The 16,269-nt window shown below is 58.4% G+C and carries 12 protein-coding genes; 3 read left to right on the top strand and 9 right to left on the bottom strand.

Annotated elements, in window-relative coordinates:
• The gene (gene cysK, locus QPL98_RS11515) at nt 1–972 is read left to right on the top strand and encodes a cysteine synthase A (RefSeq protein ID WP_022993261.1); all 972 of its coding nucleotides are present in this window, start codon (nt 1–3) and stop codon (nt 970–972) included.
• A gap of 72 nt (nt 973–1,044) precedes the next feature.
• On the opposite strand, the gene QPL98_RS11520 is transcribed toward cysK, so the two are convergent.
• The 3 genes from QPL98_RS11520 to QPL98_RS11530 all read right to left on the bottom strand — a co-directional run bounded on the left by QPL98_RS11520 (nt 1,045) and on the right by QPL98_RS11530 (nt 2,948).
• Nucleotides 1,045–1,623, bottom strand: coding sequence for an outer membrane beta-barrel protein (locus QPL98_RS11520; protein WP_011787098.1), 579 nt, complete (start codon nt 1,621–1,623; stop codon nt 1,045–1,047).
• A gap of 120 nt (nt 1,624–1,743) precedes the next feature.
• Nucleotides 1,744–2,040 (bottom strand): hypothetical protein, encoded by a 297-nt coding sequence (locus QPL98_RS11525; RefSeq protein ID WP_121207881.1) that lies wholly within the window; start codon nt 2,038–2,040, stop codon nt 1,744–1,746.
• Entirely contained in the window at nt 2,037–2,948 is a 912-nt protein-coding gene (locus tag QPL98_RS11530) for a triacylglycerol lipase (RefSeq protein WP_014422942.1), read from the bottom strand. Before QPL98_RS11530 ends, QPL98_RS11525 begins: the two co-directional genes overlap by 4 nt.
• A gap of 210 nt (nt 2,949–3,158) precedes the next feature.
• Here QPL98_RS11530 and QPL98_RS11535 point away from each other — a divergent pair, with 210 nt between their 5' ends.
• The gene (locus QPL98_RS11535) at nt 3,159–3,758 is read left to right on the top strand and encodes an ATP-dependent zinc protease (RefSeq protein WP_011787101.1); all 600 of its coding nucleotides are present in this window, start codon (nt 3,159–3,161) and stop codon (nt 3,756–3,758) included.
• A 1-nt stretch (nt 3,759) separates the two neighbouring features.
• Here QPL98_RS11535 and QPL98_RS11540 read toward each other — a convergent pair whose 3' ends face one another.
• The 3 genes from QPL98_RS11540 to QPL98_RS11550 form a co-directional block, all read right to left on the bottom strand.
• On the bottom strand, nt 3,760–4,644 hold the full coding sequence (locus QPL98_RS11540; protein ID WP_303293295.1) for a DNA ligase: 885 nt from the start codon (nt 4,642–4,644) through the stop codon (nt 3,760–3,762).
• A 51-nt stretch (nt 4,645–4,695) separates the two neighbouring features.
• Nucleotides 4,696–5,133 carry a YtoQ family protein gene (locus QPL98_RS11545; RefSeq protein ID WP_303293296.1) on the bottom strand — a complete coding sequence of 146 codons (438 nt, stop codon included), beginning with the start codon at nt 5,131–5,133 and terminating at the stop codon, nt 4,696–4,698.
• A gap of 88 nt (nt 5,134–5,221) precedes the next feature.
• Nucleotides 5,222–6,541, bottom strand: a complete 1,320-nt coding sequence (locus QPL98_RS11550; protein ID WP_303293297.1) for a glycerophosphodiester phosphodiesterase family protein — start codon at nt 6,539–6,541, stop codon at nt 5,222–5,224.
• Between the two features lie 201 nt (nt 6,542–6,742).
• Here QPL98_RS11550 and QPL98_RS11555 point away from each other — a divergent pair, with 201 nt between their 5' ends.
• Complete coding sequence (locus tag QPL98_RS11555; RefSeq protein WP_022993265.1) at nt 6,743–8,152, top strand: SPFH domain-containing protein; 1,410 nt, start codon at nt 6,743–6,745, stop codon at nt 8,150–8,152.
• 59 nt (nt 8,153–8,211) lie between these two features.
• Here the strand turns inward: QPL98_RS11555 and QPL98_RS11560 are convergent, their stop codons facing one another.
• The 3 genes from QPL98_RS11560 to QPL98_RS11570 form a co-directional block, all read right to left on the bottom strand.
• Nucleotides 8,212–13,461 carry a DNA repair ATPase gene (locus tag QPL98_RS11560; RefSeq protein WP_303293298.1) on the bottom strand — a complete coding sequence of 1,750 codons (5,250 nt, stop codon included), beginning with the start codon at nt 13,459–13,461 and terminating at the stop codon, nt 8,212–8,214.
• A gap of 89 nt (nt 13,462–13,550) precedes the next feature.
• Complete coding sequence (locus QPL98_RS11565) at nt 13,551–15,554, bottom strand: hypothetical protein (protein WP_011787107.1); 2,004 nt, start codon at nt 15,552–15,554, stop codon at nt 13,551–13,553.
• A gap of 43 nt (nt 15,555–15,597) precedes the next feature.
• Nucleotides 15,598–16,224 carry a hypothetical protein gene (locus QPL98_RS11570; protein ID WP_286894570.1) on the bottom strand — a complete coding sequence of 209 codons (627 nt, stop codon included), beginning with the start codon at nt 16,222–16,224 and terminating at the stop codon, nt 15,598–15,600.
• Nucleotides 16,225–16,269 lie beyond the last annotated feature (45 nt).

The raw sequence follows: 16,269 nt of genomic DNA on the forward strand, positions 1-16,269 counted from the left end.
ATGGCACGTATCTATAACGACAATTCCCTTTCCATCGGCAACACACCGCTGGTGAAGCTGAACCGGGTAAACGATGGCGCAACGATCTGGGCCAAGATCGAAGGCCGGAACCCGGCCTACTCGGTCAAATGCCGGATTGGTTCCGCCATGATCTGGGATGCCGAAAAACGCGGTACCCTGAAACCCGGCATGACTATTGTCGAGCCCACCAGTGGTAACACTGGCATTGCCCTGGCCTATGTTGCCGCTGCCCGCGGTTACAAGCTGATTCTTACCATGCCGGCCTCCATGAGCCTGGAGCGGCGTAAGGTTCTCAAGGCCCTGGGAGCCGAACTGGTACTCACCGAACCCGCCAAGGGTATGCCGGGCGCCATCGCCAAGGCCGAGGAGATTTTTGCCTCCGACCCGGACAACCACTTCCTGCCGCAGCAATTCCAGAATCCCGCTAACCCGAAGATTCACGAGGACACCACCGGCCCGGAAATCTGGGACGATACCGACGGTGAAGTGGATATCTTTGTTGCCGGCGTTGGTACCGGCGGCACGCTGACCGGTGTATCCCGATACATCAAGCAAACCCGGGGCAAAGCGATTACCACCGTGGCGGTGGAGCCGGCGGATTCACCGGTCATTGCCCAGACACTGCGGGGCGACGAGATTAAACCCTCCCCCCACAAGATTCAGGGTCTCGGGGCCGGCTTTGTACCCAAGAACCTCGACCTTGACCTGGTCGATCAGGTAGAGGCCGTGTCCAACGAGGACGCCATGGCCATGGCCCATCGCCTGATGCGGGAAGAAGGCATTCTGTGCGGCATTTCCTGCGGCGCTGCGGTGGTGGCCGCGATTCGGGTCAGCAAACAGCCGGAACACCAGGGCAAAAACATTGTGGTGGTATTGCCGGATTCGGCCGAGCGTTACCTCTCGTCGGCCCTGTTTGCCGATACCTTTGGCGAGCTTGAGAATCAGCAGTAATTCTCACCGTGCCTGAAAACAAAAAAGCGCAGCCTCTAAGGGCTGCGCTTTTTTTAACGACTGACGTCAGTGTCAGAACTGGAATTTCAGACCAACCCGACCGGTATCGAAATCCGGACCGTCGTTGGTTACCTGGCCGTTGAAGTCGTCTTCATCGATGTCCACATTGTAGCGGTTGTACTCAGCAAACGCCGTCAGCTGTTCGGTTACCCGGAAGTCGACACCGGCACCGACAAAAGGATTCACCTCATCGTAGGTTTCGTCCTCATCGAAGGCTTCAACATCAAACGCGGAAGCAAACGCACCGGCCTTGGCATAAACGCCAAAGCTGTCGGTCAGTGGCAGGCGACCGATGGCACTCAGGCCCGCGCCTTTAAGCTTACCTTCCACGTCATCATCGCCGAAGTTGCCAAAATCGATATACTCCGCTTCAAGGGCAAAGAATTCGTTGAACTGATAGCCCAGAGCTGCACCAAGCAGATCGTTCTCGTCCTCGAATTCGCCACCGTGGGCCTTGTATCCCCCGTAACTACCACTGATGTACGGTCCTGACTTGTCGCGGCTGACATTATCCTGAGCCCAGACAGCAGGGGCAGTGAAGACGGCAGCAGTCAGAACAGTTGCACACGCAAATCCAGCTTTGTAGCTCATAACGCGTTTTCCTCTGTGGTTGGGTTTTCCATTCGTCGAAACGATCAATCGGAAATCCTGTTTCCCGATTGCGTAAAACCAGCCTACAGAAGAATTCAGGGGTACCGGGTTAAAACCGGACTAAGATTTATTCACATTCCTGTCATCTCGTTCCCGCAGATAACCGTCGGTAATCCGCGTCACGGCCGCTCCCGCCATCGCCACACTGCCATAACTCAGCCGGGAAATGCCGTGGTGCCATACCCGAACCACTCTCGCCCCGGGCCGGGTAACCGGCACAGTTTCCAGTATCCGAAAGCTTTCTTCGGCCACCGACAAATGAACCCGCTGCAGCTTCACCGCGCTGTGTTGCACCCCGTGAGCGAGAAGATCTACCAGGCCCAGCCACCAGTGCATGTCGCCATTACCCTTGTTCATACCAACCAGTCCTCCAGTTGCTGGCACACCGATGTATGGTGAGCCAGGCGGATATGATCCACACCCGGAAAATTCGCACAGCCCGCCAGCTGCCAGCCGGATTGGCCAGCGCCTTCAGCACTGGCCTGCTGCACCAAGGCGTCACCAAAGAGCAGGTTCACAGGGTGTTGTTGACCGCGCAGGAGCAAGCCACTGATCACATAATGCCGGGCCTCCGGTAACAGTGGCTGGGGCTCCACACCGGGTTCCAGGACATCGCCCCGGGACAGGTTACGGATACCCTCGCTACGCAGGTCGATCACTTCACCAATCACCCTCAGATAGTCCCGGGATCTCCGGTTTAACCAGCCGGCCGCCCGGTGGGCACCAACCGCCAGCCAGGAGCCATCGTGTGGCGAACCGATGTACACGCAATCCGGGTTCCGTGTGACCCAGGAGTGCCCATTCACCAGACCATAGTGGCAGGCACTTCGAATCAGCAATCCGCCCATGCTGTGCCCGATCAGGATCAACCGCTGCACCGGAACGGGCCAGTTACTGACCAGGGATTCAAGCAGGGCCGCCAGCTCCTGACCGTTACGATAAATCGGCCGACCGGTGTTGAAACGCAGTTTCAGGGCGCTGGCATCGCCAAGCTGTTCCGCAAGGTAGCTGCCATAGTGGTAACCCGGTCGCGAGGGAAAATCCCATACCGACTCCAGTTCCATGAGGCCGTGGATCGACAGGCACAGGGTACGGCCGGGCACCTCGGGTTCCGGTTTCTCTACCTGCAGCTCTGTATCTCCGGCAAATACGGACATAGGAACGGCAAGACCATTGCCACGATGCTCCAGCCAGTCGCCAAGAAAACCACTGGCGATGGCCGCTACCTGTTGCTGGATTCGCCCGGTTGAGACCTGAGGTGCCATCATCATTCTCCTGTTGATAACTCCAGTGTACGCCTGCCAGGGACAATGGCTATGGCGATAATCGGGCCAGAATACGGCTCACGGGCGAATGGCTGCCAACGCTTCGGCTCAAGGAAGTTTAATCTGCCGGCAAGGGCGACAGAGAGGGAATCCTGATACGCTTTCGAACCGTATTTGTCGTTTAACCGGGAAAATACAAGGAAGCATCCAATGCGATCTGCTGTTCTCTTACTCACTCTGACAAGCCTGATTTTCTCCGCGCTTCCGGCATCGGCCGAAAGCACAGAAGAGGCCACACCGGAACCCGAGGTTATGGGGTTCGTGGAATGGGTGGTAATGGGCGAAACCGGCATACGCCTGAAAGCCCGTCTCGACACCGGTGCCAAGACCTCCTCACTGCATGCGGTCAATGTTGAACCGTTCGAGAAGGACAATGAAGAGTGGGTCCGGTTCCAACTTCCACTGGGCGACCACAAAGACCAGCCCAGTGAAGGGGATATTGATCACGAAGAAGTGATTCTCGAATTCGAACGGCCGGTATACCGGACCGTTCTGATCAAGCGCAAGGGCGCGCCGTCACAACGCCGATACGTGATAAAAATGGACTTCTGTATTGGCGGCAAAACCCATGAAACCCAGTTTTCACTGACGGATCGGGGCAAGTTCTCTTATCCGGTGCTGCTGGGCCGTCGCTTCATGCGCGATGACAACATCCTGATCGACTCAGGCCGCAGCTTTATCGTTGAAAACGAGTGTGAATACAGCACCCTCGAGGAACTCGCCGAGAGTAAGAAGGCGCTGGCAGGCTGAACTATTCGATACTCTCCGGTTCGTCATTACGAATTCTTAGAAAGCTGGCGAACCGGGGTAAGCCTGTAGCCGTGAGGCCGCGATAGCGGAACGTAACCCGGGCGCCAATAGCAGGCGGATTGTGCCGCTCCTCATCGGTGAACCCGGTACCAAGCCGGAACCGGCGGCCACTCTCCAGCTCCACCTCCAGTGCCCCCAATAATCCCTCATACTTGCCCTGACCGGGAAGATGAGCAACCACCCTGGCTTCCGCATCCTGATGGCTTTTCACCTTGAGCAGGTCATCTGAACGGCCCGCCTGATACCAACTTTTCCGGCGTTTCAGCATCAGTCCTTCACCACCGGCTGCTACCGTTTGCTGAAGCCGGGCCATCAGCTCCTCGTGGCTGGCAATCACCCGCTGCTCCACCAGCACCAGATAACGGGAATCCGCCGCTGCCAAGAGTTTCTGCAACCGTCTATAGCGCTGCTCGAAAGGCACATCCGCCTCGGGCAAGTCAAAGACATGGAAGCGCACCTGACGCCATTCCTGATCTACTGGCTGAACTTTGCGGACTACGCCAGATAGTTCCGCAAAACGGCCACGACCGCTCCAGAGTTCGCCATCCAGGGGGTGAGCGGGAAACTGACGGGTAAACCAGGCCGGTGCGCTATACCTGTACCCGCCCCGAGACCAGAGCGTCTCGCCATCCCAGAATGCCCGGACACCGTCCAGCTTTTCACTGACCCAGTAGTCTTCCAGGTTGACCCCGGGATGGTAGACATTGGCGAGCGGAAGAGCCGGCGGCCGGGCACTGGCATGCCCGAAATCTGCCAGGCAGATTGATACAACAAAACTGAATGCCAGAGTCATCGCCCTGACACGGGTGGTATTGCAGAGTGGCATGGTCCTTTGCCCTGTTACGTCCCTGTTTACAGAATTCCGAAATCTCGGCTCTTAAGCCGTTACATACTTCAGCAGATCAACCACCTGTTCCGGCGTTTGCGCCCATGCCATGGCGGCGGCGTCCACTTCCTTGAGCGGGTGCACGATGTCTTCGTCATGCAGGGTGATGTAAGGCGTGCCCATGGCCGCACAGTAACCGGCGTCGAAGGCCGCGTTCCACTGCTTGTACTTGTCGCCAAAGCGGATGACCGCCAGATCACACTGCTCAAGCAGGGTTTTGGTGCGGATGGCGTTTACCTTGGACGACTGGTGGTCACGCCAGAAATTGTTCTCCGGCTTGCCCAGGAAGTCACCTGCGGCATCACTGGATTCGTGATCGGTATTGGCAGACGTGAACTCTACCGGCAGGCCCGCCGCCTCGGCACCCGCAGCAATCTGCTCGCGCCAGTCGGTGTGGATTTCGCCGGAGAGGTATACGGTCCAGATCATGTTGGGCTCCTTACGCCAGTTTAAAGCCGGCCAGTCTAACCTACAGGCCGGCTTTAATGTAGGCATCAGACAGGTGTTACAGCTCCCGCTAACGGCGCCCTTTCGGGTTCATCATGCAGTTGGCGTAATAGGTGGTCGTGGCCGGCCAGTCCGAGAATACACCAATGACGCCCACCTCCCGAGCCAGCACATCAATCACATTCATGACATCGCCGTCGTTATTGATGGCATCCGAAACTGTCTGGTAATACCAGCCACCGCCATTTGCCAGGGGACCACTACGCTCCACGGTCCAGGCGATCAGATCAAGACCAGCCATGCGGGCATTGCGGGCATACTCAGACGGTTCAATCTCGCCATAACTATCCAGCGCCAGCATTTTCCAGAGCGCTGGCGCCAGAATGTTCACGCCCCGGGACTTCAGGCTTTCCATGTGCGCCAGAGACTCTGTATCCGGCGTGATCGGCGACTGATCCAGAAACACTGCCTGTTCACCAAAGCGCGGCATTTCATTCACCCAGAAGAGTACGTCGTCCAGATTAAACGATTGCGGCCACACATCTTTCGGGTTAATGCCAGCGTCGATGTAATCCTGAATCATCTGACGGGCGTAGTCCCGCTGGCTGTACTCGCCCTCAAACGGCATATCGACCAATGGCGTTTTAAGCTCCGGTGTGAACTTGGCGCCCAGTGACTTGAACAGCTCTATACTCTCGCGGTGGGTCATCAAGGTGCCCCGGCTGGCATACAGATCGGTGCGCCAGTCAGCAGTGCCGCCGACATACTCTTCCGGTGTGGTCGCCATCGGATCGTAGGCGTCCATCTTACCCTCGAGGGTCTTGAACTCCGCCAGGGTGATGTCACTGGTCCGGCATTCAGCCTTGGCCGGAGTGCCGGATGCCGGATCAGCAGGGACGAACGGCTGGGTACACTTCGCGTTCAATTCCGGAATGGTGACAATGTTGGTGGTGGTGTGCAGATCATTCTGGGCGTGGCGACACACCAGCTCGCGATCCTTGGTGAAAGCAACATCACACTCCAGAATGCCAGCGCCCATCCTGGCGGCGGCGATGTAGGACTCCCGGGTATGTTCCGGGAACTGCAGGGGCGCTCCCCGGTGGCCAATCGAGAAGTCCGTAGCCTGGAAGTTGCGCACGTCACAGCTCTTGAGACGTTCCTTGAGCGGGCCGTCATCCATTTCCTCAACCAACCAGTACGGCCTCGCGCCCACCTGAACCGATGGCTTGCCCTGATACTTGTGCCAACCTTTATGCCCCGGGTGATCGTGCCATGCCTTTTCCAGCCCAGGCGGCATCCACTGACGTTCATCATGCAAGCCCGGTGTGGCATTGGCGGCTCCGGCCATCAGAGTACTCAACACCACACTTGCGATAACGCGTAACTTCATAACCTGCTCCTTGTGAAATGAATGATACTGCAGCGTCAGTGTTCACAAGAGCCATGACCACCGCATGACGTTTTTTTGACCAGCCGATCAACTTCTCTTCATATGCAGACTTTTCCTACAAAAATCTGACTGATCTTCCTACACACTATTTACGACATTCCGGTACATTCTGCCGCCCCAAGAACCCATCTGGAGTATCGAATGGACGCCCCGGCAATCTCACGGACAGAGAAAATGCTCTCTGCTGTTCTGAATAATCTGAAAAAATATCTGTTGGCCATCGCAAGCTCGCTGTTCGCGGTCTTCCTGGCCATGTCTTCCTTTTTTACCACGGAGCTGGGCTACACCTATGTGGTTCAGGACACCCTGTTTGGCACCATCCGCGTGTTCACCGAGCCCGGCCTGCACTTCAAGGTGCCGTTCTTCTCAAACGTTTATACCTACAACCAGGCCATGACCCTGAGTTTCGGTAACCAGGAAAGCGGTGAGAAGATCAAATCCACCCGGCAGCTGGGCGAAGTGGAAGTGCAGTTTGCCGACACCTACACCGCTCGCATTCCGGCCACCTTCCGGTTCCGACTGTCAGCAGATCCCGAAAAGATTGTGGCTATGCATCGTGAGTTCCGTAGCTACGACAACCTGATCGATTCCCTGCTGATCAAGAACGCCAAAAACGTGACCGTAGTGACCGCCACCCAGTACACCGGCGAAGAGTTCTTCCAGGGTGGTCTGAACAAGTTCAAGGTTCAACTGGAAGACCAGTTGCAGAATGGCCTTTACGAAACCGAGCGACAGCAGGTGGAAGTGGAGCAGACCGACCTGGCTGCCGTATCTTCAACCAACGACGACGGCGACCGGCTGGAGCGGAAAGTGCAGCTGGTCTGGAAAAACATCATCCTGCAGGACAGCGCCGGCCAAGCCAAGCGCATTGCCAACCCGCTGGATGCTTATGGCATTCAGGTACGCCAGGTGACCATTGGCCGTCCGCTGCCCGAGAAGCGACTGGATGAGCTGCTGGTGAAAAAGAAGGACCTGGTCGCCAAGCGGATTACCGCGATCCAGGCCCAGGAAACCGCACGCGCCGAAGCCAAAACCGCGCAGCTGGAAAAAGAGATCGAGAAGGCCCGGGCCATCCAGGACGCCCAGCGCAGCAAAGAACTGGCCATTATTTCCAAGCAGAAAGAAGTGGAAATGGAGCGCCAGCAGGCAGAACTGGAGACCGTCCGCAAAGAAAAAGAAAAGGCCGTAGCCGTGCTGGAGAAACAGAAGCAGCTGGAAATCTCGGTTGCTGAGAGAGACATCCAGAAAGCCAATGCCGAAGCCGCCACCTACGCTGCAAAAGCCATTCGTGAGCAAGGCCTGGCGGAAGCCGAAGTCGCCAAGGCACACCTGCTGGCCAAACAGGCCGCCCGGGATATCTATATGGCCGAAATCCAGCGCGATATCGCCCAGGTAATGTACCCGGCCCTGAAGGACGTAACCATCGATATGCCGGACTACTATGTCGGAGCCGACGCAGGCGCCAGCCCGGTCAGTAGCCTGGAAGTATTTACCAGTCTTGGCGCTATGGAGCAGTTGCGCCGGTCTTCAGGACAGACCATCCCTCAGTAAAGCCAACGCATTGATACCGGGGTGGGCGATCCAGACATTCGCCCCCGGTATCAACGTGGTCAACCGGCCAGCAAACGCTCCTGCAGCTCCCGGATCACTCGCAACACACGGCTCATGTCACTCTGGGTTTTCAGATCCAGGTCCAGCTTGCCATCCATGGTTTTCACCAGCGGCACAATGGATTCTTCAAAGATCCGGGCGAAGGCCATCAGCGCGTCGCCCACCTGGGGCGGGCTGTCCAGGTTGACGGTGACAGCGGGATTCAGCTGTACCGATTGCAGGCCTTCGGTGAGGCCGGTTTCGAGGGAACGGGACAGCTGGCTCAGGGCTTTATCCAGATCGGGTTCCGGGTGTTTTCCGTTGTCCAGTCCGGCAACCAGCTGTTGCCCCAGTTGCTGCAAATGTTCCGAGATCAGGCCCAGCTGGCGAACCACTTTCACCCCGGTTTCCTCGTCGCCACCGGCTTGCTGACGGCGGCGGTATTCCTCACAGATGGTCTGCCAGCGTGCCGCTTCTTCGTCATTCATGGTGCCGCGCATCTGCTTGAGCTTGAGCAGGTTTTCTTCGGCGCCGTAGGTCAGCAGCTGAGCCTCGCCCTGGTAGTGGTCATCAATCAGGGCTTCCAGTTCCTGGTCACTCATCACCGGCGACAGCTTCTCCGCCAGCTTGTTCATGTTCCGGTAACTGCCCTGCAGCTTGAAGGTGGGCTCGGTGCGGTACGCTTCTGCCTGGGCGCTGGAGGCAATATAAGCCTGATTGACCCGCAACACGGTTTCCCGCACCCGGATCATTTTCTTCAACAGGGCAACGATTTCATCGCGCTCGGCGGCGCTGTAGTCGTGTTCAAAGTCCGAATCCGCCACCGTTTTGCCTTCGGCCAGATCGGCGAACCGGTAAAAGTCCGCCATGCCCCGGGTGGCCAGCGGTGCCAGCACCCGGTTGGAGCTCAGGCTGTTCTCGATGTAGGACAGCGCAAAGGCATGCTCCATGCCCGAGAGCACGTCACCCAGGTTGTAGATGTCGGCCCGGTTGGCGAGCATGTCGGGGACCTTGAAGACTTCGCCGCTCTCGGTGTAGGGGTTACCCGCCATCACCACACAGAAACGCTTGCCGCGCATGTCGTAGGTGCGGGTCTTGCCGCGCCACACCCCTTCTATGCGGCGCGTGCCGTCACACAGGGAGATAAATTTCTGCAGGAATTCAGGGTGGGTGTGCTGGATATCGTCCAGATACAACATCACGTTGTTACCCATTTCCAACGCCAGGTTAAGCTTGATCAGCTCCGCTTCGGCGGTGGAATGGGGCGCCTTCTCCGGATCCAGCGACATCACGTCGTGCCCCAGGCTCGGGCAGTTGATCTTCATGAAGATCAGACCCAGGCGGTTGGCCACGTATTCCATCAGCGTGGTTTTACCGTAGCCCGGCGGCGAGATCATCATCAGCAGCCCGGACTGGTCGGTGCGGCGGTCTTCACCCGCCGTGCCCATCTGCTTGGCCAGGTTATCGCCAATGATCGGCAGGTAACTCTCGCTGATCAGCTTGTTACGCACGAACGACGACAGCGGGCGGGGCCGGAACTCGTCCAGCCGTAACTGGCCACGCCATTTCTCCAGTACCTGCTGCCGCACCTCCTGCAACTGCTGCCAACCAGGAATGATCTCCTGCTGGTGATATCGCAGACGCTCGTCAAATTCATCCAGTTGCAGGCTGAGCGTGCGCTCTTCAATGCGAGGGTGTTGGCCCAGCAGACCCTCAATCTGGAACGCCAGTTCCACACTGCGGACCGAGGTTTTCACCGTTTCGCCCACGTTCAGCACGACCACGGCCTCCGGAAGATAGTGCAGCAGATGCTGCTGATCCGTCTTGGCCATCCAGGCTTTCAACCAGTGGCTGGTGATGCTCCAGCGAGCAGCCGGCTGATCGGCCACGACCTCCAGTGCCTGCTGATACTGGGCAAACTGGTTATCCCGTTTCAGTGCCTCGACAAAGCCGGTTGCCAGATCCCCGGCATAGCGAGTGATATCGAAGGCTTCGGATTCTTCCGCCAGCTGTCGTACCAGGTACTGGGCTGCGGAATGCACCAGGCTGCGGCCATCGCTGCCCGGCCCGGCCAGGCTCAATTGCTGTTCTTCCACAAAGTTTGCGAGCTGCGGTTCCAGCTCCTGTTGCAGGGATTCCAGCAGCTCATCGGACTGCATCATGCGGCTGAGGATGCCGGCAGACAGGCACCGGGAACGCAGTTGCTGGCCCGCGCTCTGTTGCTGGCTTAACCCGGCCCAGAACAGCATGGCCAGTGCCCGCGCCCTGGGGCTGAAACGGAGCAACCCGGCGTTCTGAATCGCCGGCCACAGCGTACTGACAATCAGCGCTGCGTCGTGATCATGGATGCCTTTTTCGTAGCCCTCCCGGTATCGGGGCGAGGCGAACTTGCGGATGTAACCGGTCAGTTCATCCAGATCCGCGACGTTGACTGGCAGGTCTCCGGCCTTGCGGAACTCATCGATTACCAGTGCCGACAGATACTCCGCCCGGTACACCCGGTCGGATTCCGAAGGCTGGCTCATGTTCCAGTAGCCCCGGAGGCGGTCCAGCTCGGGCTCCTCCAGGCGCTCGTAATACTGGGTTCCGGTCAGGTGCAGCAGGACATGATCGTCCCGGGGAATCAGGGTCAGATCCAGCTCCCGCTGGTTAACGCTGAACTTGTGCTTGCCCAGCCGGATAACGGCACCGCCATCCTCAAAGATATCGGCCTTGTCCCGAACGCTGCGCAGGGCCGTGTCCTGAGCCGCTTTAAGCTGGCCCAGGCAATCGTCCGCCTCCATGGCGGCACCCAGCTCCCGCAACTCACCGGCCATGCTGCGCAACCGGCTAACCATGGCATCAGAGGCGAAGAAGGCATGCAGCTCTTCCGGGCTGCTGAAACGTTCGGTACGGCGGCCCAGATTTTTGAGAATACGGGCAGCGGCATCGGTGAGCGTGGTTACCCGGCGCTGTTGCTGATCCTGGAGCTGCTGGCGCCGTGCCTCGATGCTCTCATGGGCGTTCTCACGCTGCTCCAGAATAGCCGCCAGGAACTCGTCATATTCGCCAAACTGGCTTTCCAGCTCCTGCAGCTGATCCAGCATCCGGGTCATCAGACCATCGCATTCGCGCACATCCGACAGCGCGCTGACGCCGTTCGCCAGGCTCTGCTCAAACAGCCGGATACGAGCCGCAAACTGGGCCCGGGCTTCCGCACTGCCCTGCTCTTTCAGCCGGATTTCCGCTTCGGAACGCTGCTGGTTGATGGTCGCGTAGATGCCCGAGATGTTATCGGTGATCGCCGTTTCCAGCGCGGCATCGTCACCGCCCATGGACGCCAGCATGCTCTGGATCATGTCCAGGCCTTCGGTCAGTTCCCGATAGCGATCGACAATCTTCTTCAGGGCATCCCGGCTGTCGGCCTCGGCCAGCGCAGTCTGCAACTCGGTCAGGGTCTGGCGGTAGCCATCCAGCGCCTCCGGCGACGCCAGGAAACGGAAGGTGCGCTCGGTCAGCCGGTCCTCAGCCTCGGCCAGCTCCTCTTCAAGAGTGTCGATACGGGCTTTGTCGGCGTAACGCCGATCATTGAGGGTTCGCACCCGGCCGCGATGATCGCGCAAACGTGCCAGGTAACTGACAAACTGATCCGGTGCTTTCCAGCTATCCGGTTTCAGGTCCCGCATCAACGCGCCCTGGTCCTGAGCGACCTCGGTAATGGCAGCTTCAGTCTGGGCGCGAATGCTCTGGACTTTCTCATACTCATCCAGCACCAGCTCTGCGGTGCTTCGGATGGTGCTGAGCTGTTGGTTTAACCCGGCAAACAAGGCTTCGTCCTGACGCGCTGACAGCCAGAAGAACTGGTCCAGAATACGGTCCACGGTACGAATCAGGTTGGTGAAATGCCGCTCACTGGCGCTGGCGCCCTCCACCAGGGTAACCACCGTATTCAGCTCGGCAATTCCCCGAACCAGCTCGGGATTGCCAATGCGCGCCAGCTCGGAATCGTTGGCGACGTTCGCCGCAGCGTGGAAACTTTCAGAAGTGAACGGCGTTTCCCACACCTGCAGCGGGTGCACCAGCGTAGGTTCCTTGTCGGCGTTGAAAATCACCAGATGCCCGTTTTCGAACAGGGCGTAACCATGGCCAATCAGGGGCACATCCGCCTGCTTGCGAATCAGGTTGTAGCGGAACAGGATCACCTGACCGGTGCGCTGTTCGAAGAAGACATACAGCATGTCTTCGCCATTGGGGGCCCGCAAGGTACGCTTGAGCCGGAAATCCCCGTCGGGAATCTGGAAGGTTTTCAGCTCGCCGGTACTCAGGTAATAACCCGACGGAAAAATCAGGCCGTGATTGTCCGGCAACGACGCGACGGAACCGGCCATGGCGTCAACGCGCTCGATCTTGCGCTCGGTGCGATTGAACAGGTAATAGCGCCAGTGTTCTTCGTTAAACGGCAGAATCCGTACCAGCAGAATCTCGCCCAGATCGGCAAAATCGAAGCTGGCGTCGTCCAGTGACTGGGAATCGGACTCCACCGGGTCCGAGTAGATGCCTTCGCCGGTGGAGGTGTTGTTCTCCACCTTGAAAGTAATGTTGCCCCGCAGGTTATCCACAAACAGGGTGTCGGCGATGTTCAGGTGCGGAGAGCGGCCCTGAACCTGGCTGTCGCGGCCCACGGTTTTCCAGGGAAAACTGAAACGTTCCGGGAAAGACAGATCGCGCTCGCCGCGATTATCAATGTAGCGGCTGACCTCACCATCAGGCTTCAGTTCCCAGCGAAACACCCGAAGATCATCAAGCTTGTCACCGATGCGGAACGCCATCAGCAACATGCCTTTGAGAATCACCAGTTGCGACAGCGTGGCGGTGTTGTAGTACTGCTGGAGTTCCCGGAAGTCGGTGGCGAAGCGTTCATCCTTGAGAAACGAACCCTCAATGGCCGCTTCGGTCATCTCGAACCCGCTGTCGCCGTCGTTCAGGTGGTACAGCCGGAACACGTCCTCAATCACCAGCGTCTTGCGCAAGCCCAGCTGCAGATTGAAACCGAACAACAGCTTGTCGCCCAGACGCACCACATCCCGGGCGATGGCGTTGTTTTCGGTTCGCACCCGGGCCCGGCCCAGCACGTTCATGCCGGCACTGCCAAAGATCTCTTCGCGGGCCTGGTTCAGCCCGGACACCTGCTCACGCAGTTGGCCGCCCTGCTCTTTCAGCCGGCGCTTGATGGTTTCAAAGGCTGAACCTTCCTGAACAATGCTTTCGAGCTCGGTGCGATCCGTCGACATACCAAATCATCCTGAACCAAAGAGGGGAATGCGGTTAGGGGAAAGCACTCCCGGCACCTTGGGTCCGGTACCGGGAGCCATCGGCCTTATCAGGCCGTCTCGGAACTGCGGTTAGGCTTTTCACCTGCCACCCGGCCGGCAATGTTCGAGAGCGCCGCCTGCAGCGAGGGGGACTTGTCCAGCACGCCCTGAACACTCTTGCCGTAGCCAAGGCCCTGGGCAAACTTCTCGAAAATGCCGCCGTCGCCGCCGATCATTTCGAACTTGGCGTCTTTCAGGGCAGCAGCCATAACCCGGCCATTTTCCAGCATTCCAGCCTTCTGGGCGTCGATCTGGGCCATCACTTCCTTCTCATGAACTTCCAGGTTCATGCGGAACTCTTCAAAGTGACGGGATTCCTCAGACATGCCATCGTAGGCCTTGAGTTTCTCAACCAGACCAGCCGCTTCGGCCTTGGCCATGGCTTCGCGGGCTTCGGCTTTGGCGTGGCCCATGCGCTGCTCACCTTCGGCTTCGGCCAGAACCATAGCCTTACGGGCATCGGCCTTGGCAACACCCAGTTTCTCTTCACCCATGGCTTCGGTTTCCAGACGCTGCTCAAGCACCCGAACCTCGGCCATGCCGGCTTCTTCATCGGCCTTGGCGGTAACCGATTTGACCTCGGCGCGGGCCAGACCATCAGCCCGGATAGCAGACGCCTGAGCTTCCTTGACCTGCGCTTCGGCAAGACCATCGGCCGCGGCCATAGCCTGGCGACCACGGGCCAGTTTCTCATCAGCCACCGATTTCTTCTCAGCTGCATCCATTTCCGCCTGGGCGGTGACCCGAATCTGCTCGGCTTCCAGCTTGGAGCGCTCAAACGCCGCCTCGGCCGCTTTTACATCTTTCAGCTTCAGTTCTTCGGCATCGGCTTCAGCCGCCACCACTTTCTTCACCTTCAAGCGGTCTGCTTCGGAGCGGTTGCGAACATCCTTGATGTTCTCTTCCTCTTCCGCCACGTTGCGCTCAACGGCAATACGCTGGCTGGTGATATCGGCAATTTCCTTGCGTTCTTCTTCCAGCGCCTTTTCCATGCCAATGCGCTCGATTTCCACCGCCCGCTCACGGTTAACATCCTCGAGCTCCCGGGCCTGGCGAATACGCACTTCCTCAATCTGCACCGCACGCTCGCGGGCTTTCATGGCCATTTCAATCTGGCGCTGCTTGTTTTCGTCCGCAATCGCCAGTTCTTCATCCGTCTTGATACGAGCGGCTTCGGCACGGGCCCGCTCCTGCTCACGCACCTGCTCGGTTTCCGAAGTCTCACGGGCCTGCAGGGTTTCAATTTCCCGGCGCTGGCGCGCTTCGGCTTCGGCCTGGCTGCGTTCCAGTTCCAGCGACGCTTCCCGGGCCGACACATTCTTGCGCTGGATTTCCAGCTCCTGGTCCCGCTCCAGACGGTTGGTTTCCACATTGTGGAGGGCGGTGATTTCGGTAATCCGCTTGATGCCCTCGGAATCCAGGATGTTGTTCGGATCCAGTGAGGTCTTCGGCGTCTGCTCCAGGTAGTCGATGGCCACGTCTTCCAGCACATAACCGTTCAGGTCTTCCCCGATGGTCTCGACGATGGAATCGCGGAAGCGCTGACGCTCCTCAAACAGCTGCATGAACTCGAGCTTCTTACCAACGGTCTTCAGCGCTTCACTGAACTTGGCATTGAACAGCTCGTTCACGGCATCGCGGTCTGAGGCACGGCCCACACCCACCGATTTGGCAACCCGCAGCACGTCTTCCTGGGTTTCATTCACCCGCAGGTAGAAGGCGACAGTAATGTCGGCCCGCAGGTTGTCCTTACAGATCAGCCCTTCCTTGCCGGTACGGTTAAGCTCCAGGGTAATGACCGAGATTTTCATGGTCTCGGCGCGGTGGATAACCGGCAGCACCATGGCCCCGGTGAAATACACCTTGGGCGTGGGCGACAGGTCGTTCACGATCAGGGCCTGGCCCTGGTCCACCTTGCGGTAAAACGCCTTGAACAGGGCCAGTATGCCCAGTATCAGCAGAACCAGGACCCCGACGGTCATGATTGCTGGCATCATCCAAGATAAGTCCATTTAGTCATTCTCCTGCGCTGATTGAAGGGAGTAGGTGCGGGGATTAACCGGCCGATTCGCCGGCAAGGAATTCAGCTTCCGGAACCACCCACCAGGCGTTCTTGTCCGGAATATGTTCGATCAGCACCGCGCGCTCGCGATGCGCCAAAGGCGTATGGCTGCGGACCTGCAGCACCAGATGGGCACCGTCCAGAATCGCTTCTGCCCGGCCTTTGGTTTCAGTCACCGTTGCTGAGGTAATCACGCAAGCGGTACCGATAATACGTTTCTGAAGCGGGGGTAAATACGCCCGCCGGAACAGTGGCCGCAGTGGGCGGATAACAACGGCTGTCACCAGAACACTCATCACCAGAGAGCCGGCGATGATCGCCAGCCCGAACAGTGCATGCAGGAAACCATCAGGCACCAGTGCACCGAGCAACAGCTCCGCAAAATAGCTCGCCAACCAGGCAATCAGGAACAACAGAGTAAGCACGAGTGGCAGCGGGACACCCTGGAGCCCCAGGGTCACCATCAGGCCGGAGAAGTCGCCGGAGGCATCAATATCGCCATCTGCCTCGATATCGCCCAGACCCACAAGGGAAATCAGCCAGTAAACGATGGCCACGCACAACAATACGGAAAAAATGACCGTGGGGAAGGAGAAGGCAATTGCAAAGAATGTATCCATACGCGACCAGACATCCGTTCTGGTAAATCCACTGGGCGACAGTCC

It is taken from the genome of Marinobacter sp. ST-43, from assembly GCF_030541085.1.
Lineage (GTDB): Bacteria > Pseudomonadota > Gammaproteobacteria > Pseudomonadales > Oleiphilaceae > Marinobacter > Marinobacter nauticus.